This is a genomic window from Kurthia sp. 11kri321 (genome assembly GCF_001534765.1).
Taxonomy (GTDB): Bacteria; Bacillota; Bacilli; order Bacillales_A; family Planococcaceae; genus Kurthia; species Kurthia gibsonii.
Window position 1 is genome coordinate 1,687,927 of the sequence record NZ_CP013217.1, and the last position, 22,613, is coordinate 1,710,539.

Annotated in this window: 19 protein-coding genes and 1 riboswitch; of the genes, 1 reads left to right on the forward strand and 18 read right to left on the reverse strand. The window is 38.9% G+C overall.

Annotation, left to right across the window (positions count from 1 at the left end; all coding sequences use genetic code 11):
* Nucleotides 1-52: 52 nt before the first annotated feature.
* A complete protein-coding gene (locus ASO14_RS08720; protein ID WP_068453917.1) occupies nucleotides 53-313 on the reverse strand; it encodes a hypothetical protein in 261 nt (86 codons plus the stop codon).
* Between the two features lie 168 nt (nucleotides 314-481).
* Between ASO14_RS08720 and ASO14_RS08725 the strand changes: the two genes are divergently transcribed.
* Nucleotides 482-1,540: a bifunctional transcriptional activator/DNA repair enzyme AdaA gene (locus ASO14_RS08725; protein WP_068453919.1), complete on the forward strand. Its 1,059-nt coding sequence runs from the start codon at nucleotides 482-484 to the stop codon at nucleotides 1,538-1,540.
* A gap of 17 nt (nucleotides 1,541-1,557) precedes the next feature.
* Here the strand turns inward: ASO14_RS08725 and ASO14_RS08730 are convergent, their stop codons facing one another.
* From ASO14_RS08730 to ASO14_RS08810, 17 genes are all read right to left on the reverse strand, one after another.
* Nucleotides 1,558-4,818 carry a CDP-glycerol glycerophosphotransferase family protein gene (locus tag ASO14_RS08730; RefSeq protein WP_068453920.1) on the reverse strand — a complete coding sequence of 1,087 codons (3,261 nt, stop codon included), beginning with the start codon at nucleotides 4,816-4,818 and terminating at the stop codon, nucleotides 1,558-1,560.
* Between the two features lie 429 nt (nucleotides 4,819-5,247).
* Entirely contained in the window at nucleotides 5,248-8,115 is a 2,868-nt protein-coding gene (locus tag ASO14_RS08735) for a leucine-rich repeat protein (RefSeq protein ID WP_068453922.1), read from the reverse strand.
* Nucleotides 8,116-8,237: 122 nt separating this feature from the next.
* Nucleotides 8,238-9,737, reverse strand: coding sequence for a cobyric acid synthase (locus ASO14_RS08740; protein WP_068453924.1), 1,500 nt, complete (start codon nucleotides 9,735-9,737; stop codon nucleotides 8,238-8,240).
* Between the two features lie 13 nt (nucleotides 9,738-9,750).
* Nucleotides 9,751-10,287: a cob(I)yrinic acid a,c-diamide adenosyltransferase gene (locus ASO14_RS08745; RefSeq protein ID WP_068453926.1), complete on the reverse strand. Its 537-nt coding sequence runs from the start codon at nucleotides 10,285-10,287 to the stop codon at nucleotides 9,751-9,753.
* The gene (locus ASO14_RS08750; RefSeq protein WP_068453927.1) at nucleotides 10,287-10,847 is read right to left on the reverse strand and encodes a nitroreductase family protein; all 561 of its coding nucleotides are present in this window, start codon (nucleotides 10,845-10,847) and stop codon (nucleotides 10,287-10,289) included. Before ASO14_RS08750 ends, ASO14_RS08745 begins: the two co-directional genes overlap by 1 nt.
* Nucleotides 10,825-11,601, reverse strand: coding sequence for a uroporphyrinogen-III C-methyltransferase (gene cobA, locus ASO14_RS08755; RefSeq protein WP_068453928.1), 777 nt, complete (start codon nucleotides 11,599-11,601; stop codon nucleotides 10,825-10,827). Before cobA ends, ASO14_RS08750 begins: the two co-directional genes overlap by 23 nt.
* Nucleotides 11,580-12,956, reverse strand: coding sequence for a cobyrinic acid a,c-diamide synthase CobB (locus tag ASO14_RS08760; RefSeq protein WP_068453929.1), 1,377 nt, complete (start codon nucleotides 12,954-12,956; stop codon nucleotides 11,580-11,582). The genes cobA and ASO14_RS08760 overlap by 22 nt, the downstream gene beginning before the upstream one ends.
* Entirely contained in the window at nucleotides 12,953-14,086 is a 1,134-nt protein-coding gene (locus tag ASO14_RS08765; protein WP_068453931.1) for a cobalt-precorrin 5A hydrolase, read from the reverse strand. The genes ASO14_RS08760 and ASO14_RS08765 overlap by 4 nt, the downstream gene beginning before the upstream one ends.
* The gene (gene cobM / locus ASO14_RS08770) at nucleotides 14,086-14,862 is read right to left on the reverse strand and encodes a precorrin-4 C(11)-methyltransferase (RefSeq protein ID WP_068453932.1); all 777 of its coding nucleotides are present in this window, start codon (nucleotides 14,860-14,862) and stop codon (nucleotides 14,086-14,088) included. The genes ASO14_RS08765 and cobM overlap by 1 nt, the downstream gene beginning before the upstream one ends.
* Complete coding sequence (gene cobI / locus ASO14_RS08775) at nucleotides 14,862-15,560, reverse strand: precorrin-2 C(20)-methyltransferase (protein WP_082701434.1); 699 nt, start codon at nucleotides 15,558-15,560, stop codon at nucleotides 14,862-14,864. The genes cobM and cobI overlap by 1 nt, the downstream gene beginning before the upstream one ends.
* Nucleotide 15,561: 1 nt before the next feature.
* Entirely contained in the window at nucleotides 15,562-16,767 is a 1,206-nt protein-coding gene (locus ASO14_RS08780; RefSeq protein ID WP_068453933.1) for a bifunctional cobalt-precorrin-7 (C(5))-methyltransferase/cobalt-precorrin-6B (C(15))-methyltransferase, read from the reverse strand.
* Complete coding sequence (locus tag ASO14_RS08785) at nucleotides 16,751-17,863, reverse strand: cobalt-precorrin-5B (C(1))-methyltransferase (RefSeq protein WP_068453935.1); 1,113 nt, start codon at nucleotides 17,861-17,863, stop codon at nucleotides 16,751-16,753. Before ASO14_RS08785 ends, ASO14_RS08780 begins: the two co-directional genes overlap by 17 nt.
* Nucleotides 17,863-18,558 carry a precorrin-8X methylmutase gene (locus ASO14_RS08790; protein ID WP_068453937.1) on the reverse strand — a complete coding sequence of 232 codons (696 nt, stop codon included), beginning with the start codon at nucleotides 18,556-18,558 and terminating at the stop codon, nucleotides 17,863-17,865. Before ASO14_RS08790 ends, ASO14_RS08785 begins: the two co-directional genes overlap by 1 nt.
* A 2-nt stretch (nucleotides 18,559-18,560) precedes the next feature.
* Nucleotides 18,561-19,316, reverse strand: a complete 756-nt coding sequence (cobK, locus tag ASO14_RS08795; protein WP_068453939.1) for a precorrin-6A reductase — start codon at nucleotides 19,314-19,316, stop codon at nucleotides 18,561-18,563.
* Nucleotides 19,313-20,224 (reverse strand): sirohydrochlorin chelatase, encoded by a 912-nt coding sequence (locus tag ASO14_RS08800; RefSeq protein WP_068453941.1) that lies wholly within the window; start codon nucleotides 20,222-20,224, stop codon nucleotides 19,313-19,315. The genes cobK and ASO14_RS08800 overlap by 4 nt, the downstream gene beginning before the upstream one ends.
* A gap of 11 nt (nucleotides 20,225-20,235) precedes the next feature.
* Complete coding sequence (gene cobJ / locus ASO14_RS08805; RefSeq protein ID WP_068453942.1) at nucleotides 20,236-21,867, reverse strand: precorrin-3B C(17)-methyltransferase; 1,632 nt, start codon at nucleotides 21,865-21,867, stop codon at nucleotides 20,236-20,238.
* Nucleotides 21,867-22,241, reverse strand: coding sequence for a (2Fe-2S) ferredoxin domain-containing protein (locus ASO14_RS08810; RefSeq protein WP_068453943.1), 375 nt, complete (start codon nucleotides 22,239-22,241; stop codon nucleotides 21,867-21,869). The genes cobJ and ASO14_RS08810 overlap by 1 nt, the downstream gene beginning before the upstream one ends.
* Nucleotides 22,242-22,397: 156 nt before the next feature.
* A riboswitch (cobalamin riboswitch) is annotated at nucleotides 22,398-22,578 on the reverse strand.
* Nucleotides 22,579-22,613 lie beyond the last annotated feature (35 nt).

Below are 22,613 nucleotides of genomic sequence, written 5' to 3' on the forward strand. Positions count from 1 at the left end.
TCTATTATACAGAAAAAAGAAGGTTGGGACGAAGCCCACTCCCCTTCCCATTTTAAAATAATGTTTTAAACAATGTGACAAGTGCAGGGATAATGCCTGAAAATATAAGGACAAGTGAATTTGCTACGACACCAAATGCTCGTGTCTTGTTCGTATCTTTTAATGCGCACAAAATTCCAATGAAAGGGACAATAATTGTTAATAGAATAAGCACAGGATCAGGGAAAAGTTTATCTGAAACGAAAATTGACGTAAGATAAACAAGCGTTGCGATAATAAAAAGAACGACCGAGAAAACACCATATTTATTCATCTGCCATTTCTCCTTTCTTCTCTTGAATTTATTTTTCTTATTCCCTAAAAATCCACTTCTATTATCCATTCCATATAAATTTTAAAATTAGTTGTTCATTTTTCGGGCGTTTTTTCTATTCATTTTCTTTATAATGAATGTATCTTCTATCGAAAAGAGGCGTGTTAAATGATTACAGACCCTGCTTTACAACGAGAGTATTATGAAGCTTTATTAAATAAAAATCCTGCATATGACGGTATTTTCTTTGCAGGCATTCGTACAACAGGTATTTTCTGTCATGCGACATGTACAGCGAAAAAACCGAAATTTGAAAACTGTACATTTTTTCATACAGCTGAAGAAGCACTTCTATCTGGCTATCGTCCTTGTAAAAGATGTCATCCGCTCTTCTATCCACAACAGATTCCAGCAGAAGTGCGCAATCTGGTTGAAGCAGTAGAAGCTGATCCTGCACGTCGCTGGAAAGAAGCTGATTTTCAAGCACTTGGTGTCCACTCGGCAACTGCAAGACGAAAATTCAAAGAAGTATATGGTATGACCTTTGTACAATATGCACGCGCACGACGTATGGGCATTGCGTTCAAAGAAATTACACAAGGTGAAACAGTTATAAATCAACAACTCGCAACAGGCTATGAATCCTCAAGCGCATTCCACGATGCGTTCTCAAAAATTATGGGGAACCCACCTAAAAAAGCAAATTCAATCATTCTCTATATGAATATGTTAGCAACACCAATTGGGCGTATGATTGCCATTTCTACAGAAGAAGCACTCTATTTACTAGAATTTATCGACCGACGTGGTTTAGAAAAAGAAATTGAACGTCTTCGTATACGATATGATGCACGAATTTTAGTAGGAAACACGTCTATTCATAAACAAACCACAACAGAATTAGAGCAATATTTTAATGAACAGCGTACACAATTTTCTGTTCCACTCATGTATATTGGTACACCTTTTCAGCAAGAGGTCTGGCATGCACTTGAACAAATTCCTTACGGGGAGACGACTTCTTACACAGGAATTGCACATAACATTAATCGACCCACAAGTGTTCGAGCGATTGGTAATGCAAACGGTGCAAATCAAATTGCCATCATCATCCCCTGTCATCGCGTTATTCAACAAAATGGTGATCTCGGTGGATATGGTGGTGGCATCGAACGCAAAAAATATTTACTCGCATTAGAGGCAGAAAAAAACGGAGTGAGCGATTAAGCTCATCTCCGTTTTTATTATTTACGTGCATCTGGGAAAAAACTATCTACGATTTTCTCTGCTGCATGTCCATCTTCTAGACCACAGTATTTTTCATGGAAAGCTGCATATTTTTCTGCATACGTTTTCGTCATTTCTTCTATATTCGATAGTGCATCTACTAAATCATCTGTATTACGTAGTAAAGGACCCGGTGCTTCTTTTTCAAAGTCCATATAGAAACCACGTAAATTCTCTTTATAATGATCAAAGTCATACGTAAAGAATAGCAGTGGACGGCGTGTATGAGCAAAATCAAACATAACAGAAGAATAATCTGTCATACATACATCTGCAATTAAATACAAATGCTGAATGTCATGATAACGTGATACATTTATAACAAAATGACGATATTCAAGTGGGATTGGTAAACGATTCCCTACAATAACATGTGTACGCATTAAAATAACATACTCATCGCCAAACTGTTCGTATAGTTTTTGCAAATCTAGCTGCATATTAAATATATGTTTACCATTCTCATCTAAATCATCATCTCTAAATGTCGGTGCATATAATAATACCTTTTTATCTTTTGGAATGTTGTATTTCAAACGCACTTGTTCAATATACTGTTTCTGCTCCTCTGGATGATAAAAAATATCATTACGTGGATAACCCACCTCTAAAACTTCTTTTTTGAATTGGAAAGCACTGCGGAAAGCTTTTGTCGCATATGGACTTGGCGAAATTAAATAGTCCCACTGCTTCACCGCTTGGTTTACACGTGCTAAGTAACCAGGATCTTTGCCTTTAAAGTCCTCTACATCATTTTGCATTTTTTTCAATGGTGTACCATGCCATGTCTGAATATAGGTCTGTTTTGAGTTTTTCTTTAAATAGCTCGGGAAGTTCTGATTATTAATCCAAAACTTCGCTTTCGCTAAGTAATAAAAATACTCAGGACTTAGACGTTTAATCACTTTCGTATGTGATTTTTTAAATTCATCTTTACCATTGTAAACCCAGATATAACGATAATCTGAGTTTCGTTTTACCAGCTCATCGTAAATATTTTTAGGGCTATCTGAAATTTGTTTTCCTACACCACTTTCAAATAAAATGAGTTTCGGATCTTTTTTCAGTGTTTTCGACATCACTTTATACATTTTGCGCATTGCTGAAAAATACTTCTTACTTTTTCTAAATTTCCTCATACTCGCATCATATACTTGATGATGTTTAAGCGTGTCATATATTGGTTTTTTCTTTGGCATTTTTTGAATCGCTTCAAAAATTCGATCATTCGAGTACACATCACGATTTGCAATAAACTGATTGGCTAACTCTTTATAATGATCTGACATTTGGAAATTAGCTTCATATGAACGCAATGTTTCATTTACCACTTCTTCACCATCATCTGTAATAAATCCCGGTAATGTCGCATCAATATCTAGATGCGATGGATACTTTCCGAGGAAATGATCGCGATCAAATTGATAATAAATAACAGGTTTATGAAGGAAACTAAAGTCGAATGCTACACTCGAATAGTCGGTAATTAGTAGCGCACTCTCTTTTAATAAATCTTGTACTAAGCGGTCTCCTTGACGAATAACTGTAATTTCTTCTGGTATATCAAAGTAATCAACGAATTGTTGCATATTTGGATGTAAACAGAATAGTAATTCTACTCCCTGATTTTTCAGTGCAAGTAGTCGATCATTATGAAGTAGTTCTGTATAGCGCTCTAAATACTCAGATTTTAAAAATTTATCATTCGTCGTCAGCCAATCGCGCCAAGTTGGAATGATTAGTACTTGTTTTTTCACTTCAATATCATCTGTAAAAAGACGGGAAAAGCGAGGTAAGCCTGTTACAGCTACTTCGTATTCTTCATAGTTCAAATCGCGTACTACAATATCTTTTTCACGTTCAGATGATGTAATAAATAGATCGGTTTGGAAATCTTTCATCTTTTTACTGTAAAATCCTGAAATATTTTTCACACCTAATACACCATGTTGTAAAAAGATTTGCTTTGCACGAATACACTTCATAAACTCTTTTGAACGATTTGGATACAAGAAATCTGGATGATGTGTTCCACAAATATAATCTGCTTTTACAAGTAAATCAAAATGTTCTTTTGAACGATAGTCAAGTAAATTACCATATGGTTCTACATTCACGCGTTCTGGCGAATCTTCTCGAATGATATAATACGCATCAATCTCTGGATGCTGTGTTCGCAAATACTCGAAGAAGCGTAAACCATTATCCTGTGCTTTGTACGGACGCTCCCCAACAATCCAAATTGGACGCTCATTCGCTTTTTTTACGCGACCTTTTTTCAATACTTTTTGATACATCTCAAATTCTTCTTTTGTATATTGATTATAAAAGAACGATAGATTTCGTCCCTTTACTGTTAGATATGGGACGAAATTATGTACATATTGACTATCTGCAATATTAATTTGCCCTTTCATCAACTGTTCTACAATAATTCGTGGCATACCACAACGTACGCGTGCTACATCTTGAACATCTTTTTGGCGTAACACCCACCATAAATCCCATACATCTTCATCAAACTGCGCATTAACTATTTTTAAAAGAGTTCGAATACTCTCTTGTGCCTTCACATTTAATTCATAGTGATAGACATAACCACTTTTTTTCTTTTGCATTTTTACAAGCTTTGCTTCCACACCTACAAAACTACTCTCACCTGTGTTACGCGACTGTAATTCTAATTCAATCGAAGTCAGCGGTAAGTTACGAACAGAGAGCTGAGCTTGTAAATGTAAATAATCTTTTGTTGGGTGAATTTTTGTTAGTTTACGCGCTGCATAATAATCTGTTGCACGCTTATTTGCATCAAAAGAAAAGACCAAGTAACCTTCTTTTGTAAAGTGCGGATCGATTGTATGTCCATTCAACTGAAATGTATGTAAGTCTTTTAACTCCAATTGCATGCGATGAGGTTTAAATAAACGATAGCGTTGTTCAAATAATTCGCCATCTACTTCAACCACACGATCTTTACGTAAAGCCTGTTCCTCGTCTTCTAAAGGGTATAAATATGCAATTGTTAAAATAGCATCTGTTGTGCCATATTGTTCAAACCATTGTTCAAAATATCTTTCTTCAATCGTCACTTGTAAAGAAGTGATTGGAATCGTGATGACACACTCACGATTTTTTAAAAGTATATATTGATAAGCACCTTGTGATAATTCTTCTAATGTAATATGAAAGGTGTTTTTATTTTGCTCTAATATAAACATCTAATCTCTCCTAGTTTTCAAACAAAACGTCATTTTTCCATACATATAAAATTAATAATTATATAAGATTATAATTAATCCATCATATTATATCATTATTAAATTGAAAATCTGTAGAACATTTTTACATTTATATTACATTCTCTTTACAACTATGTATTGGAAAACGAACTTTTTGTTATACTCATATAGTTAATATTTTTACTATTTTGTTTTTTTATACCTGTTATATAACGTTTTTAAACCTTTATTTGTTTCATTTTTGAAAACTTTTTCTTTTTTTAGTCATTTTCAACTTACACCTATTTTTATATAGTATTTTTATGACTTTAAAAGTTCTTAACATCATATTTTTATATATAAAAATCCCGTATAACGATTAGATTTATACGGGATTCTATTCATTATGATAATTTTTGAAAACTTATTCTATTTTAATACCTTTACTTGACTCCACGCACTAGTATATTGTCGATCTTTATAATATTTGATAGCTTGAACACGTACATAATACGTTTTTTTATTCTTTGGATCACCTACATACACAAGCGGTTTATTTGAATTTAACGTTCTTGTATACTTCTTATTAAATGTTTTCGATGTACTACATTGTATTTTATATAATGAAACATTTGCATTACGGGGCCATGTAATTCGATAATCATTTTTTAACTTCTTCCATTGAATCTTTGGTGCACTTGGCGCTGTGACAATACGCTCTTTTATAAATAAATCACCTAAGATGCGCTGTGATCCTACTTGTTTATATGCACGCACGCGGAAGGAATAGTAAGTTAATGGCTCTAATTCTTTAAATGTATAAACTGTTTTTTTGGTATCATATTTTCGTAAATACTTTCCATTACGATCATATAACAACACCTCATATCCACTTGCGCCGACTACTTGATCCCAAGCTACAGGAATCGTCCTCGCTGTTGCTGATGTTTGTTTATTCCAATACACTTTATACGGCTTAACATGAACCGTTTTATAAAACACAGCTTCGTTTCCACGTGCGTCTTTCACACGATATGTGAGTTTATAAATACCCGGCTTCGTTGTGTCAAAGTCCCACCCTGTCACAGTCGTTTTTTCTTGTAAATTCCCATCTTCTTGGTCAGTTACTTGTACATTTTCGAACGGATCAAAATACTTATTGTATGGAATAATCTCTTTTGATTTACCTGTAATCACTGGTTTTGTGTTCGTATCAACATTCAATTTACGATTATAAAAGCGAACGAGACCATCTGAATCTTTAACAACATATTGAATGGTATAATTGCCGATTTTACTTTTATATAGGCTGTTTACGTCCCACGTGATTTTTTGCGTAAGATTGCCATCCTCTACATCAAAAGCTTCAACATCCTTTAGGAAATCAAAATCTTCTCCTATTGTCACATAGGCATCTTCTAATCCTTTGATTTCTGGGAAATAACCCCATTTGCGATAAATAGTTGTATTCGCAGTTTTGCCATCCCACTTCGTTGTTAACTGTTCATCCGTCATCCAAGCAATATGACCTTTTAACATGTTCCCATCCATTTTTGTCATCTGATTCTGTTGCGACATTGCTTTTTCAAATGTAGGCATTTCGTCTGCTGAAAATGTGATTTTTTCAATAGGATTTTGTGAAAGTGCTTCTTCTCCCCATACTTTTATGCCTTCTTCAATCGTCACATTCTGTAGTTGATTCTGTTTAAAAGCTCTTAAATCTATGACTTGAATATTTTTAGGAATTGTTAAAGTCTTAAGCTGATTCTTCGAGAAGGAATCTGAAGAAATTTTAATCATTGCAGATGGGATTTTTAGCTTTTTCAATTGATTATTTGAGAAAGCATACGAATCAATTTGTTTAATTCCTTCTGGCAATTGTATGGTTTCTATTAAATTTTCTTGAAAAGCAGCATAATCGATGACTTCTAAACTATCGGGTAATGTAACATGTTTTAACTGATTCTCTTCAAAAGCGTTAGATCCAATTTTTTGAAGCCCTTCTGGTACCACAACTGTAGTCAAATGATTATTTTTAAATGAGCTTTCACCTAATTTTTTAAGCTTTAATGGTAAGTCTATATTTGTAAGTTGATTATCTTTAAATGCTCGAGAACCAATCGTATGCATTTCGTTACTTAACTGAATTTGCGATAAATAATTCGCTGCAAATGCACTTGCACCTATTTCTGTGATTTTCTCAGACAATTGAAGGGTTTTTAATTTATTATTTTCAAATAAAGAGTCCGGTATTTTCGTCATATTAGTTGGTAAGATGAAATTAACAATTTGATTCTTTTCAAAAGCATGTGAACCAACAGACGTCATATGCGCTAAATTAACTGTTTTTAATTTATTACTACTAAATGCACCTGCACCTATTTCTTGAACATGCGATAAATCAAATGTCGTAAGGTGATTGTCACTGAAAGCACCACTCTGAATTGTCTTAATATGTTCATTTATAACTACTTTTGTAAGTTGATTCTTATGAAACACACTTTTCTCAATTACTTGAAGTGATTGAGGAAGCGTTATTTCTTTTAATCGATTACTTGCAAAAGCAGACTCTCCAATTTGTTGAACGCTGTTTGAAAGTGAGATTGTTTCTAATTGATTTAATTTGAATGCATTACGACCAATTGTTGTGACTTTACTAGGTATAATCAGACTTTTTAGTTGATTATATTCAAATGCAAAATTCCCAATCTTATACAGAGTCTTTGGTAGTTGTACTTGCTTCATATAATTTGATTTAAAAGCTCGATCACCAATTATCTCTAACTGATTAGACAATTTCACTGTTGTCAATCGATTACGCTCAAATGCAGACGAACCAATTATTTTTACTGAATTAGGAATATCAACTTTTATTAAACGATTCGAACTAAATGCGCTTTTTGGGATTTCTTTTAATTGATTTGATAATTTCACTTCCGCTATATGATTATAATCAAAACTACTTTCGCCTATTTCTTTTATAGTATTCGGTAGCGTTAATGTCTGAAGTTCATTCGAAAAAAACGCCGCACGTTCAATAACTTCTACTGTACTTGGAAAAGAAACTGCTTCTATATTTTTATGTGCAAAAGCTAATTCCCCTATTTTCCTTACAGGCATACCATTGATTTTTGATGGAATTTGAATATTTTTTTCTTTTCCTATATATCCTGTAATTGTAATAGCATCATCTTCAATAATATATGTATAGTCTTGTTCATTAGCAAATATTTTTGGTGTAAAAATAAGTGTAGCCATGATGAATAAAACCATCGATAAACCTATTTTTTTAATCATTTATTTCTTCCTCCTTTTAAAACCTCATACATCATACCATTTTTCATTTAAATATACGTAAATAAATCAAAATACTAACAAAAATAAACCAGAACATATTAAACTTTGTTCTGGTTACATCTTTATTCACTTATTGTAGCAACACGTTCTAACCCCATTATTTCATACAGCTTTTCTAAATCGACTGCTTGTTCAAATTGTTCGGCTGCTACATTATAGGCGTGTTCACGTAATTCTTTTTCTGATTTTACAGCTGCATCGAGTGGCGCAAGTCCTTTATAAATTCGCCATTCATTGACCATTTGGCGTGTAAATGTGCGATTGTGGAAGATTCCGTGGAAATACGTGCCGAGAATACGTCCAACAACTGCGCCATCTGTTCGTCCATCATCTAATAGAAGAAATGGCTCACAGAGATGTGTATGTTTTGTACGTCCGAGATGAATTTCATAGCCTGTTAGACGTTCATTTGTGCCAAAACGAATGCCGCTATTTTGAACAGTCTTCTTCTCACCGACAAAAGTCGTCTCAATCGGTAATAAACGAAGACCTTCTGTATAGTCTACATTCCCCTCCACAAAATCAGGGTCATATAAAGACTGCCCTAACATTTGATAACCACCACAAATCCCGACAATGGCGACATCACGCGTCGTCAGTTCTTCTTCAAAACCTTGCGCACGCAGCCATGCGAGGTCGTCAATCGTATTTTTTGTTCCCGGTATAATAATGACATCGGGATTTTTCAATTCTGCGACTGTTTTCACAAAACGTACGCCAACACCTGGTTCGTCCATGAGCGGGTCGATGTCTGTGAAATTCGAAATGCGTGGTAATTGAATGACTGCAACATCTAAGTCGAATTCATTGTCTTTCGGGCGTTTTAAACGTAGTGCCGAGAGTGCAAGAGAGTCTTCTGCTTCAATCTGTACATCCATATATGGAACGACACCGAGGACAGGAATGCCTGTATAATTTTCAAGCCATTCTAATCCATCATCTAGTAATTCTTTCATGCCACGAAACTTATTAATGATGATGCCTTTTACACGTGCACGTTCGTCTTCATCAAGTAATGCGAGTGTCCCGACGATTGAAGCGAATACACCACCGCGGTCGATATCAGCCACTAAGATGACAGCTGCATCTGCCGCATGTGCCATTTTCATGTTGGCAATGTCACGTGCTTTTAAATTAATTTCGGCTGGACTTCCAGCACCCTCTAAAACGATGACGTCATAGGATTCTTTTAGACGTTGCACTGCTTCTACTGCAATGGGTAATGCCTCATCAACAAAGTCATTGCGATACGACTTAGCTGTCATATTGAGATGATGTTTTCCATGTACGATAATTTCAGACATCATATCTTGCTTTGGCTTTAACAGAATTGGGTTCATATCCGTTGTCGCTTCGACGCGCGCTGCTTCTGCTTGCACCCCTTGCGCACGACCAATCTCGCCACCACTCACAGTTACATAGGAATTCAGTGCCATGTTTTGTGATTTGAATGGTGCGACGCGATAACCTGCATTTGAAAAATGACGACAGAGAGCTGTCGCCAACATACTTTTTCCCACATCCGATGACGTTCCTTGAATCATGACTGCTTTTGCTGGCATCGTCATTCCCCCTTTAAAATTCAAGTCCTTTCACTGCTGGAATACCTTCATCATAATAATGTTTTGTTGGTTCAATTGTAGATACAAGATCAGCTAAATCAATTAATGGTTGCTTTGCACTGCGACCTGTTACGACAAGGTGCATCGTTTTCGGACGATTTCGAATGGCTTCGACGACTTCTTCAAGTGGTAGTACGTCATCAATCGGAAAACGATCAATTGCGAGTGCATTATTTAATTCATCTAATACGAGTACATCAATTGTATCATCTTGTAGCTTCTCTTTTGTTAAAGCCCATGCTTTTTTCAGTGCTTCGCGATGTTCTTCTGGTGTTTTCGTCCATGTAAAACCAATGCCCATCTGCTTCATCTCAACACCCAGCTTCGCTAAAGCGAGCTTTTCGCCATATGTACGGTCTGGATTTTTAATGAATTGTAAATACGTAACGCTTAATCCACGACCAATCGCACGTAATGTCACACCTAAAGAGGCAGTTGTCTTCCCTTTGCCATCACCTGTATAGAGTAAGAATAATCCCTGTCTTGCCATTATAACCACGTCGTCTTTTCTACAGCTGGTGTGCGTTTTGTCGGTTCTGGTGTATCGCCTTCTGGATAACCAATAAAAATCGTCCCGATGATTCGTTCATCAGACGAAGCTTCAATAAATGTATGTAAACGTTCATCATGTACAAGACCGACACCACGTGTACGCCATACAAACCCAAGACCGAGTTCAGATGCCGCTAACCACATATTTTGGATGGCACAGCTTGTTGCACAAAGGTCGTCCATTGTCGCATCTGCATCGCCTTCAACAGCCTTCGATGTTACAACGATGACAACCGGTGTTGTACGCACGACTTTTAGTGAGCTTTCAACTAAATGTGGCTTCGTTGGAAAACGTTCTTCTAAGTATGTTGTTGCTAGTTGTTCATATGCTTGTTTCTTTTCTTCACCAAAAACATAAAAATGCCATGGTTCGCGCAAACGATCCGTTGGTGCATATGTTCCCACTTCAATTAATTGTTCGATTTTTTCACGTTCTACAGGTTGTGTTGTATAATTTCGAATCGCACGTCTTTCTTTAATAGACTGAATGACTGACATATTGTTGTTCCTCCTCTACCCATGCGAGTGTTTCATGTAAGCTTGCTACTTCACCAATGAGCACCATCGCTGGATTTTTAATATTTTGTTCGACTGCTTCATCTGCAATACATTCCAATGTGGATACAATCGTACGCTGTTCAGCTGTTGTACCTTTTTCGATAATGGCAACCGGTGTTGTAGCAGGTCGACCATGTTTTATTAACTGTTCGGAAATATAACGTAAATTCCCAACACCCATATAAAAAGCAAGTGTATCAATACCTGTTGCGATATGTTCCCACTGAATCGTATCTTGTCCTTTTGAATCACGCCCATGCCCTGTTATAATCGCAAAACTTGATGCCATTTCACGATGTGTCACTGAGATTCCTGCATAAGCTGGCGCTGCAATTCCCGCTGTAATACCTGGAACGACTTCATATGGAATTTGCTCTTGTCGTAGTACGAGCGCTTCCTCTGCACCACGTCCGAATACGAATGGATCACCGCCTTTTAAACGGGTCACTACTTTTCCCTCTTTCGCCTTTTCAACGAGTAATGCATGAATTTCTTCTTGAATAAAATGATGACGACCGGGTTCTTTACCACAATAAATTAATTCAGCACCTGATTTAGCATATTTCAATAACTCTTTATTCACTAATCGGTCATATGCAATGACATCTGCTTCCTGTACACATTCCAGTCCTTTTACTGTAATTAACTTTAAATCGCCAGGCCCCGCACCTACTAAATAGACTTTTCCGTACATAAGACCTTCCTTTCCGAGCATGCGCTAACAAAGCGTGCTGCTACTGCTGGATTTGACGCGAAGTGAAAATGTGTATAGCCCGCAACGATATTGTCACGTAAATAACCTTCGCCTTTTGCTTTGAATTTTCCCTTCGTATCATATGCATGGTTTTCACTTTCCCCTTCATATGTTGAATAGTGGAATTCATGTCCTTTTGCAACCATACCTTCTTTAATTAAAAAGTTATCTTTTTTACCATAGATTTCTCGGTAACCGAGCGCCACACGTTTTCCTTGCATCTTCGTACATCCTGGAATGGCACCGACCATGTCAAAACGTTCTCCGTCCAATGTTTCAATCGCTTCTGTTAAATACATAAAGCCTCCACATTCAGCAAAGGTTGGGCGTTTTAAAGCAATGAATGATTGAATGGATTGTTTTGCGCGTTCATTCTTTGAAAGTTTCTCCGCAAATTCTTCTGGGAAGCCCCCGCCAATATATAGACCATCTGCTTCTTCTGGCACTTCCTCATCTGCTAAAGGTGAAAAATAAACAAGCTTGGCTCCATTTGCCTGTAAAAGCTCTAAATTTTCTTCATAGTAAAAGTTAAATGCTGCATCTTTTGCGACTGCGATGGTACAAGTCTGTTCAGTTTGTTTTGTAAAAACAGAAGATGTTACAGCTAATGGCGCGGCCTTCGTTACATCTAATAATTGATCGAGATCAATCGTTTCTTCTACAAGCGTAGCTAATTGATCAAAATAATCTTGCATCTCACCGCGTTCTAAAGCAGGAATTAGCCCTAGATGGCGACTTGGCATATGTAAATCAGGCTGTTTCTTCATATAGCCAATGACCGGAATACGACATTCTGCTTCGATTGCTGTTTTCACAATTTGAAAATGACTTGCACTTCCCACTTGGTTCGCAATGACCGCAACAATCTTCGGTCGGTTCGATAGAAGTTGGAACCCCTTCACAATCGCAGCTGCACTTCTTGCCATCGCAGCGCAGTTCACAACGAGTATAACAGGCGATTCTGTAATCGCTGCAATGTCCGCTGTTGAACCCACGTCTGACAATGGATTTTTCCCATCGTAAAATCCCATAACACCTTCAATAATCGCGACATCACTTGATGCAGTTGCACGCATGACGATGTCTTTTACAACGTCTTCTTCAAACATGAAACTATCAATATTACGCGATGTTCTACCTGTTACAGCTTGGTGGAATGATGGGTCAATATAGTCGGGGCCACATTTAAATCCCTGTACCGTCAAACCTCTTTTTTGTAACGCTGCCATTAAACCAATCGTAAGTGTTGTTTTTCCTACACCACTATTCGTCCCTGCGATGACAAAACGATTCATTCTCTCACATCCTCATAAACAATTTCCGCAACCGAAATGGTTGTATTTCCTGATTTTTTCTTCACTAATAATAGTTCACTGTTCCCACTATAACGACGTACAGCTGGTTCACTTACTCCATAAACACCTGTATATTTAAAAACCGTATCCGAAGGTGCTGTCACTTGTTCTGCATTCAACTCGTCTTTTGAATACCACTTAAATTCCCAGTCATATTTTGACGTAACCTCATGGAAGCAAGGCTCATCTTTTTTCAATTCAAATGTCACAAGTGCCTTCACGCTTTTGATGGATAAGCCGAGTTCTTGTAATGTTTCTTGAATGACTTGCTCTACTTCTTCTGTTGATGTACCACGATTGCACCCCATACCAATGACTAATGATTTCGGACGGTAGACGACCGCATTTTCAATCAGTTCATCTGGTTGTAAGAGACGATGTGTAATTACGAGTGCTGCTTGTGGTTTTGCATCCATCGCTTCTGCAATCGTGTCATATTGTTTTAGATTCGTCGGCATCGGTGTATCATGCATCCACCAATCTTTTTCACCTGTCTCTTGTACAATCGCCACATGTTCCTCATTGACAACTGAAGCCGATACAGGTGTCAAATGTGTATCAGAATCCCACTGCCAGCCAAATTTCGCACCGAATAAATCAACTGGAATGGTCTTTTGAACATCAGATGCTGTTGTAATAATCGCATTCGCTTGTAGAGCTTCTGCTACCGTATGCGTTAAAGCATTTGCACCGCCAAGATGCCCTGATAACATGCTGATGACATTCTCACCGCGGTCATCGATGACAACGACAGCTGGATCGACCTTTTTATCGACTAACACAGGTGCAATCATGCGTACGACTGCACCGAGTGAGATAATGGTGATAATACCTTGATAATGCTTAAATAATGCTGGGAATAACATACGCACGCTACCACTAAATAATTGAACATTATGCGCGCGCTCATCACCACGTTCAAACTTACTCATATAATAGACATCTGTGTTTGGCAATGCCGCGTGTAGTTTACGACTAATCTCCACACCATGCTTAGTAATTGCGACAATCGCATACGGATGCTTCACTTCAATTGGCGCTAATACATCGTCACGTAACTCGATGACCATTACTCTGTCACCGCTTTACGGAAACCATGCGTAAATGTTTTATCATATAATTTCGAACGATAATCTTTTTCATGAATATGTGGATCTAATGCCCAACCAGCTAAAATCATTGCTTGTTTACGAATTCCGTTCGTACGCATCGCTTCATCTAAATTCACTAATGTCGTACGTACAATCTTTTGGTCTGGCCATGTTGCACGTTGTACTACTGCGATTGGCGTATCATCCGACCAACCTGCATCTTGTAATTCACGCACGATTTTCTTCGTTAATGTCGCACTTAAAAATAGTGCAATCGTACAATGGTGACTTGCTAAATCACGTAATTTTTCAAATTCAGGTACAGGAGTACGACCTTCTGCACGCGTTAAAATAAGTGTCTGTGTTAAATCAGGAATTGTTAACTCAGCTCCTACTGCTGCAGCAGACGCAAATACAGAACTCACACCCGGAATAATTTCGCATGTAATATCATGTTGCTGTAAAATCGCCATCTGTTCCATGGTTGCACCATACATCGCTGGATCTCCTGTGTGAACACGTGCCACCACTTTCCCTTCATTTACACGATCGACAATCGCTTGTACCATCTCATCTAAATGCATACCTGCTGTTTTCACAACTTCCGCTTCTGGCTTAGCCTTCGCAATTAATTCTTGATTCACTAAAGAATCTGTATACATCACAACATCAGCTGTTTGAATAATATGTAATCCTTTTACTGTTACTAAATCAGGATCTCCCGGACCTGCGCCCACAATATAAATTTTTTTCATTATTTACGCACCACCATTAATGTAAGATATTCAAGCTCGACACCATCAAGTTCAGATGTTTTCCAAATGATTTCTTCATCGGACGTTACTTTTGTGACCACATGTGCGCGGTCTAATAAGTCTAAATCACGTAACACTTGAAGCATTAAATCAATCACTTTTGCCACTTTAATAAAGACGATGGCATCATGATTTTCAATCGCGCGACGCATCGCATCGTAATCGTCGACTGCTGGAATCATCGCGATATGGTCGTCTCCTTCACCAAGTGGAATACCTAATCTTGAAGCAGAGGCATTAAATGATGAAATCCCTGGAACCATTTGAATGTCGACATCTGGATGACGTTCTTGCATCAATGTCATTAAGTGAATGAACGTACTAAAGAGCATTGGGTCGCCCTCTGTTACGAATGCTACGTCTTTTCCTTCCGCAATACGCGCATATACTTCATCAACTGCTTTATTCCATTCGCGGTCTAATGTTTCCTGATGTTTTGTCATTGGGAACACAAGCCCAAGCATCTCCTTATCCATGCCATTCACATAGACATCAACAATGCGCTGTGCGTAACTTTTTTTGCCCTTCATCTTCTTTGGATAGGCAATGACAGGTGATTCTTTCATCACACGAAAAGCTTTCACTGTAATTAATTCTGGATCTCCTGGACCTACCCCTAAGCCGAACAATGTTGCCATCTTAATTTTCCCCCTTGCTCGCTGTAATAATAAAGATTGGATTGAGTGGAACAAAACGTGTCATATCCAAAATCGGCTTACTGCGTGCGATTTGCGCTTGGATAATATGTACGTGTAGACCCAATTCTTTAAAAATCTCAACGGCCTTCGCTAAATTTTCAATTGTTGTCGCATTTAAAACGATGCGTCCACCTTCATTTAAGCGCTCTGAACAAATCGTCAATAAATCACGAATATTTCCGCCTGTACCGCCTAAAAAGACCGCATCTGGATTCGGAAATTCGTCTAAACGCTCAGGTGCTTTCCCATGAATCGCCGTCACATCTACGCGGAATTTCTTTTGATTTTCAAGGCAGTTTGCTAAATCAGGCTCATTCTTCTCAATCGCATAGACTGCTCCTTCTTTTGCAATACGCCCTGCTTCAATCGCCATCGAACCTGTGCATGTGCCAATATCCCAAATAATCGAATCTGGCTTCACATTTAATTGTTGAATGGATAACACACGAATCTCTTTTTTCGTAATCAGCCCTTTATCTGGCTTGCGCTGTGAAAATTCCTCATCTTCAATACCAAGCGGCCATACATACGGTGTTTCCTGTGCGATTAAAATGACCACATTCAGTGGCGAAAACGCTGCTTCTTTCATCTCATCTAATGTGAAATGACGACAGCGTTCCTCCACACCTTCTAAATTTTCAGCGACAAAAGCACGATATTCATGGAAGCCAAAATCAAGTAAATACTGTGCAATGGCATTCGGTGAATTTACTTCATCTGTTAAAAGCGCCACTTTCTTTTCACCATTCATCTTTTGAGCAAGACCTTTTATTGAACGACCATGCAAGCTAATCACTTTTGCATCTTGCCAGCTCGTTTGACAACGTGCAAATGCAAGTTGAACAGAACTCACATGCGGATAAATCTCTAATGGCATTTTGTTCGAAAGATATTGTCCAATTCCGTAAAAAAGAGGGTCGCCTGAAGCTAGTACGACAATGTTACCTGTAGCTGCTTGAATCTGTTCCACAACTTGTTTTAAACCGCCTTTAATGACGATTTTTTGTCCTTCATATGTATCGAAAAAGGCAAGAACACGCTCACCTGCGACTAATACATCACTTTGTTCAATCCATTCGGTTGTTTGTTGGTTTAAGGTAGCTTTTCCCCCATCACCAATCCCGATTAATTTAATCGATGCTGTCAATTTGTTCAGCCCTTCCTAATTGCTCGCCCTTCATTGAATAAATGTAGGTACTCACATTGATGTTTCCTTTCACATGTTGAATCGACGCATGACAACATGCCATGCAAAGACGATCAAAAAAGGCTTGATAGCCATGTTCTAGCATAATCTCGCCTACTTGCGAAGCCGTATTCGCATGCCTCACTTCTTCTTGTAATGCGGGCGGCACACCACTCTCTGCTGCAAGCTCTGCTAAAAACTCAAAGTTAATTGGCGCGCTTTTCGAGTGAACCATCATGACCCCTTGTGCCACTTTTGAGAATTTCCCCATCATACCGACCAGTGTCACTTGCGGAATGTCATGTATTTTACAGTGCTTCAATGCATGACCGACAAAATCACCCATCTCAATAAAACATTCTTCAGCTAAATCAGGAAAAAGCGCCATCGCATAGCGCTCACTCCGTCCACCTGTCGTTAAAATCAAATGTTTTTGTCCTGCTGCATGTGCAACACTAACAGCTTCAGCAATACTCGCCATATAAGCTGCACTTGAAAACGGTACAACTGTTCCTCTCGTTCCTAAGATGGAAATACCACCGACAATTCCCAAGCGACCATTCAATGTCTTTTTCGCCAACTCCTCACCAGCTGGAACCGAGATGACGACTTTCACACCTCGCTTCACGCCGAAATGTTCGAGTGTCTCTTTCACAACTTCCTCTAACATTTTACGCGGTACAGGATTAATCGCTGCTTCTCCAACAGGCACAGGAAGCCCTGGTTTTGTTACACGTCCTACACCGACACCACCATCTAAAACGATGGCATCACCTTCAATAAAAGATACAGTCGATTCGATCAGTGCTAAATGCGTCACATCAGGATCATCTCCTGCATCTTTAATCGTGCCACAACGAACAGCCTCTCCTTCTCGTACGGTATGCTCCATCGTAAATGTGGCATATTTTCCAACCGGTAAAAAAATCGTCACCGATTCTTGTTCTTCACCCGAAAGTAAAGCAATTAGAGCTGCTTTCGTTGTTGCAGTAGCACATGCACCCGTTGTATAACCGTGGCGCATATCTTTCGGGTCTTTTTTCTTCTTCTTTTCCATTAGTCTTGGCGATCAGCTAAAATCGAGATCGCATTTAGTGCCGCAACGGTTACCGTACTACCGCCTTTACGACCTAAATTCGTAATGAAAGGCACTTCTGTCACTTTCGATAATTCCTCTTTTGATTCAGCTGCTGATACGAAACCAACCGGCATACCAATGATTAAATCGGGCTTTGCAATTCCTTCACGAATGAGACGAATCAGTTCTAGTAATGCAGTTGGTGCGTTCCCAATCGCATAAATACCACCTTCATGTAAGCGCGCTGCTTTTTGCATCGAAATAATCGCACGCGTCGTATTATGTTCCTTCGCCATTTTCGATACATCTTCGTCTGCAATATGACAATACAAGTCGCCACCATGTTTTTGGAATCGTTTACGACCTGAACCACTTTGAATCATCTGTACATCTGCAATCACAGGTCGTCCAGCACGAATCGATTCAATGCCTGCACGAATCGCATCTGGATGAATAATGACACTTTTTCCTAATTCAAAATCGGCTGATGCATGCACGATACGACGAATAATTGACCACTCATCTTCTGAATAATCATGCGGACCATATTCTTCTAAAATCGTTTCAAAACTATATTCATAAATACGGTTCGGCTCTACTGTTAAAGGTGTGAAATCCGTATTAAAGTTGTCGGTATTAATAAATAATTCTTTTTCTTGTTGCTCATTTGTCATGATCAAATGCCTCCTATAAATTGCTCAATATCATCAAAGTTACGGAACATATTCGGATAATCCATTTTCGGACGTGCAATCAAAATCACTTCAATTCCAAGTGCTAAAGCTGTCGTGATTTTTTCATCAACCGAACCAACCTTCCCGCTCTCTTTCGTAATCATCAATGTCGTATCGTATTGTTTGTATAACGCCGTATTTAGCTCTGCTGTAAACGGTCCTTGCATCGCAATAATCTGCTTTTGCGGTAAACCAAGTGCTTCGCATTTTTCCATATTGTCAATGCGCGGTAACATGCGTGCGATTAATGTAATACTTTCTTCACCAAGTAAATGCTTCGTGAAAATTTGTAGCGTCTTACTCCCCGTCAGCAACATCACATTCCCTTTACGCTTTTTCACTTCAAGCGCTGCTTCTTCATATGTTTCAACAACTGTAATTAAGTCGCTTTCATAATCTTCAGACATCCGTTCGTAGCGACAATACGGGACACCTGCTAACTGTGCCGCTTGTTGTGCGTTTTTTGATGCTTCTTCTGCATAGGGATGACTTGCATCGACAATGATTTGATCACCGCGTGCTGTCACTTTTTCAGCCATCTCTTCTGCTGTTAAGCGCCCCACATGTGTCGCAATTCCCTCTGCTTGCAAACTCGCAGCCGCTGAATCTGTCACTACTGTTGCTAAAACATCGTGATGGTTATTCAGTCGAACAGCTAACGCACGCGCATCACTCGTTCCTGCTAGAAAAAACATTATTGATGCACTTCCTTATGTTCGTGCGCATGGTCATGACTGTGGTCGTGATGGTGATGATGGTGGTGATGCCCATGATCATGGTCGTGATGGTGATGATGGTCGACAAATTCAGATGCATTAATACGATATGTACACGTATCGCAGTTCATTTTCACATCGCCAGCTAACGCCTCTTCAATACGCTCAATCACCACTTTTTCAAGTAATGAATGGTAGCCAAAGTATTCGCATAATGTAATATCCATGTCGTATTCCGTATCATAGCGCGCTTTCCAATCGGTCATACGCTCCATTAAGATACCTGTAAATAAGAAGTACGGTAGCATATATACTTTTTTCGCACCTAATTTTTCACAACGTGCAATCCCCTCATCCACTGTTGGATAGGTCACACCCATAAACGCAGGCTCTACATTACGCACACCAATTTGCTCTGATAATAAGCGCGCAATTTTATAAACATCACTATTTGAATCTAAGTCACTACCGCCGCGTGCTACTAATAAGACCGTCGTATCTTCATCTTGTTCGTCTTTTACAAAACCACTCTCTGCTAAACGGTACTCTAAAATATCAATTAAACTTGGGTGAATGCCTAATGGACGACCATATGTAATCGATACATGTGGATACAATTCTTTCGCTTCATCAATCGCCATTGGAATATGAATTTTTGAATGCCCTGCTTGTAAAAGCATAATTGGAATCGTAATAATTTTTTCTGCGCCGCGCTCGACACACGCCTTCATTCCCTGTGCAATATTTGGACTTTCAAATTCTAAAAAACATGTTTCCACTAATAATTGTTCTGGTAATTGCGCTTCAATACGCTTTGCAAATTGACGTACTTCTTCATTTCCTGCTGGTAGACGACTACCATGACCTACGATTAATACTGCTGTTTTCATCTTCAACACTCCTAATCCCCACAAGGTGCAGGGGCAATTTTGATTTTTGGTGTGAGATCTTGATAAATAAAGTTTCCAATCTTCTTCACACGTTTAAAATATTTGAATAAGCGCTCATTCGGATGCGCATTTGCTTTGTATTCTTGAATAATCGATTCTACAAGAGGTACTAACTGTTCTTTGTCTAGTCCCTCAACTACAGGTTGACCCGGGTGCGCTGTCCGTCCGACAGGTTTTGCGCCGATAAAGACATCGAATGCACCTTTTCGGTAAACAATTCCGATATCATCCATCACTGCTTTATAACAAGCCATTCCGCAGCCATTAAAACCCATATTCAATGTTTTCGGTAAGCTCATTCCACCAAATGCCTCTTGCAGTGCATCTGCATATGGAATCGCATCGGCTTTTTCACCGTCACAGAAATCACATGCCTTCATTTTCACAACATCGCCAACCGGTGCGATTATGAGACCGACTTCTCGCAAACGATCGGTAATACGTTCAGGTGATGTGGTTGGAATACGAAGAATAAATTCATGGTCTGGCGTATATTCCATCGAACCTTTTTCACCAACTACTTCAGCCAATACAAGCATTTGCTGTGGTGTAATCTTCTTATTCGCTACGCCTGGGCTGACCGCAAACTCGAAAATTGCCTCCATCTTCTGGTGAACATATTGTTTCGGTTCAACAACGGTTCCACCAAGATAGCCAAGCGCTTCCTCTGCAAGTGCTAACGTATCTACTTCAAGCTTTTTCGGCTCCACTGTAGCAATCGCTTGTGGCGCGTATGACTTTCCTGTTTCCTGATCCATCGCCCATGGTTCTGCTTCTTTTTTCAAACGCTGATGCGGCTTTAACGGTTGTTTTTCTTCACCAAGTGTATATTTACGCTGATAACCACGCGGTGTAATCATCTTCCCGTCATACATGAATGTCGACGAATTCCCAATGACAACGGTCGTCAACATCCCAATATCGTGTTCCAACATCTCTTGTAGCGTCGTCATCTGAATTTGCTGCGTCTCACGATAAGCACTTTTCACTAGACCTACAGGCGTATCTGGATGACGATACATCAGTAAAATGCGCTGTGCTTCCGCAATTTGACGTGTACGACGACCACTTTTCGGGTTATAAAAAGCAATAACGAAGTCTGCCATCGCAGCTGCTTCAATTCGTTTTGCAATTAGATCCCATGGTGTTAAATGGTCACTCAAACTAATCGTACAAGCATCATGCATGACGGGTGCGCCTAGTAGTGATGCACATGAATTAATTGCTGAAATCCCTGGTACAATCTCAATCGGTACACCTGTTTTCTCCGTCCAACCTTGTTCAATTAACACTTCGTACACAAGCCCTGCCATACCATACACACCTGCATCGCCACTTGAAATTACGGCAACGGACTTACCTGCCTCTGCTTGTCTTACTGCTTCTTGCGCACGCGACACTTCTTCTGTCATCCCTGTACTAATTACGGCTGTCGCTGTAATTAAATCTTGAATCAAATCGACATAAGTTTTATAACCGATGACAACGTCACATGATTTTAATACCTCTACTGCACGATTCGTAATATGCTGAAAGTCTCCAGGACCGAAGCCAACGACATACAATTTTCCTTGTTGTGTCATTAAACTTCCTCCTTCACTTTTGAAATCCCCTTAATCGCTGGTGTATCTTCATTACGAACGAACGCGCCATTTTCAAATGTAATACGCGGTACAACCGTTTTTTGCTCGCCTGCAAGTTGCGCTACAAAACGTGTCGCTTCTTCTTCTGACGTAATGCTATACCAATCGCCTTTTGGATAATGCACAACAACACATGCATCTTTACAGCGCCCGTTACAACGTGTACGTGATGTATGAATCTGTTCATCCAAGTTACGTGCTGTAATTTCTGCACGAATTTTTTGTGTAATCTCTTCTCCCTCTTTACGCATGCAGCTACTACCATTACAAATTAATACGTGTGATTGCACACCATTCAAATTCCAAGTTGTCATCTCTAACATCCCCCTCGTATGTATCCGAACGATCCGCTTTTGCGCAAACAAAAAACCTCTATTCTAGGCGAATAGAGGTTGAACATCCTAAAAATTGGCATAGCGAAATAAGCGTAGCCCAACTACTAGTTTGTCCAAATCTCTTCCCACCGAAAAGTTTGTCCGATTTTAGAAGCAGGTTTCCTGACTCAAGTGTATCCGAACGCAGTCCCTTCTCAGCAATTCGCCAATGGATCTGACTGTTTCGACACTTATACAGTAGCGGGGGCTGTAATGGCATCTCACCATTTTCCCTTTTAACCTAAAAATAATAGGCACTCCTAAAATACAATCGTTATATGTAATTTCAAAATCTTGGTTATAATCATAACC

Excerpts from the sequence above, each read along its gene's own strand:
- ASO14_RS08790 (WP_068453937.1), bottom strand. The coding sequence starts at position 18,558 with ATGACAAATGAGCAACAAGAAAAAGAATTATTTATTAATACCGACAAC.
- ASO14_RS08750 (WP_068453927.1), bottom strand. The coding sequence starts at position 10,847 with ATGTCAGTCATTCAGTCTATTAAAGAAAGACGTGCGATTCGAAATTAT.
- ASO14_RS08760 (WP_068453929.1), bottom strand. The coding sequence starts at position 12,956 with ATGAATCGTTTTGTCATCGCAGGGACGAATAGTGGTGTAGGAAAAACA.
- ASO14_RS08810 (WP_068453943.1), bottom strand. The coding sequence starts at position 22,241 with ATGACAACTTGGAATTTGAATGGTGTGCAATCACACGTATTAATTTGT.
- ASO14_RS08740 (WP_068453924.1), bottom strand. The coding sequence starts at position 9,737 with ATGCCAGCAAAAGCAGTCATGATTCAAGGAACGTCATCGGATGTGGGA.
- ASO14_RS08730 (WP_068453920.1), bottom strand. The coding sequence starts at position 4,818 with ATGTTTATATTAGAGCAAAATAAAAACACCTTTCATATTACATTAGAA.
- ASO14_RS08725 (WP_068453919.1), top strand. The coding sequence starts at position 482 with ATGATTACAGACCCTGCTTTACAACGAGAGTATTATGAAGCTTTATTA.
- ASO14_RS08785 (WP_068453935.1), bottom strand. The coding sequence starts at position 17,863 with ATGGAAAAGAAGAAGAAAAAAGACCCGAAAGATATGCGCCACGGTTAT.
- cobJ (WP_068453942.1), bottom strand. The coding sequence starts at position 21,867 with ATGACACAACAAGGAAAATTGTATGTCGTTGGCTTCGGTCCTGGAGAC.
- ASO14_RS08800 (WP_068453941.1), bottom strand. The coding sequence starts at position 20,224 with ATGAAAACAGCAGTATTAATCGTAGGTCATGGTAGTCGTCTACCAGCA.
- ASO14_RS08720 (WP_068453917.1), bottom strand. The coding sequence starts at position 313 with ATGAATAAATATGGTGTTTTCTCGGTCGTTCTTTTTATTATCGCAACG.
- cobI (WP_082701434.1), bottom strand. The coding sequence starts at position 15,560 with ATGGCAACATTGTTCGGCTTAGGGGTAGGTCCAGGAGATCCAGAATTA.
- ASO14_RS08745 (WP_068453926.1), bottom strand. The coding sequence starts at position 10,287 with ATGGCAAGACAGGGATTATTCTTACTCTATACAGGTGATGGCAAAGGG.
- ASO14_RS08735 (WP_068453922.1), bottom strand. The coding sequence starts at position 8,115 with ATGATTAAAAAAATAGGTTTATCGATGGTTTTATTCATCATGGCTACA.
- cobA (WP_068453928.1), bottom strand. The coding sequence starts at position 11,601 with ATGTACGGAAAAGTCTATTTAGTAGGTGCGGGGCCTGGCGATTTAAAG.
- ASO14_RS08765 (WP_068453931.1), bottom strand. The coding sequence starts at position 14,086 with ATGGTCATCGAGTTACGTGACGATGTATTAGCGCCAATTGAAGTGAAG.
- cobM (WP_068453932.1), bottom strand. The coding sequence starts at position 14,862 with ATGAAAAAAATTTATATTGTGGGCGCAGGTCCGGGAGATCCTGATTTA.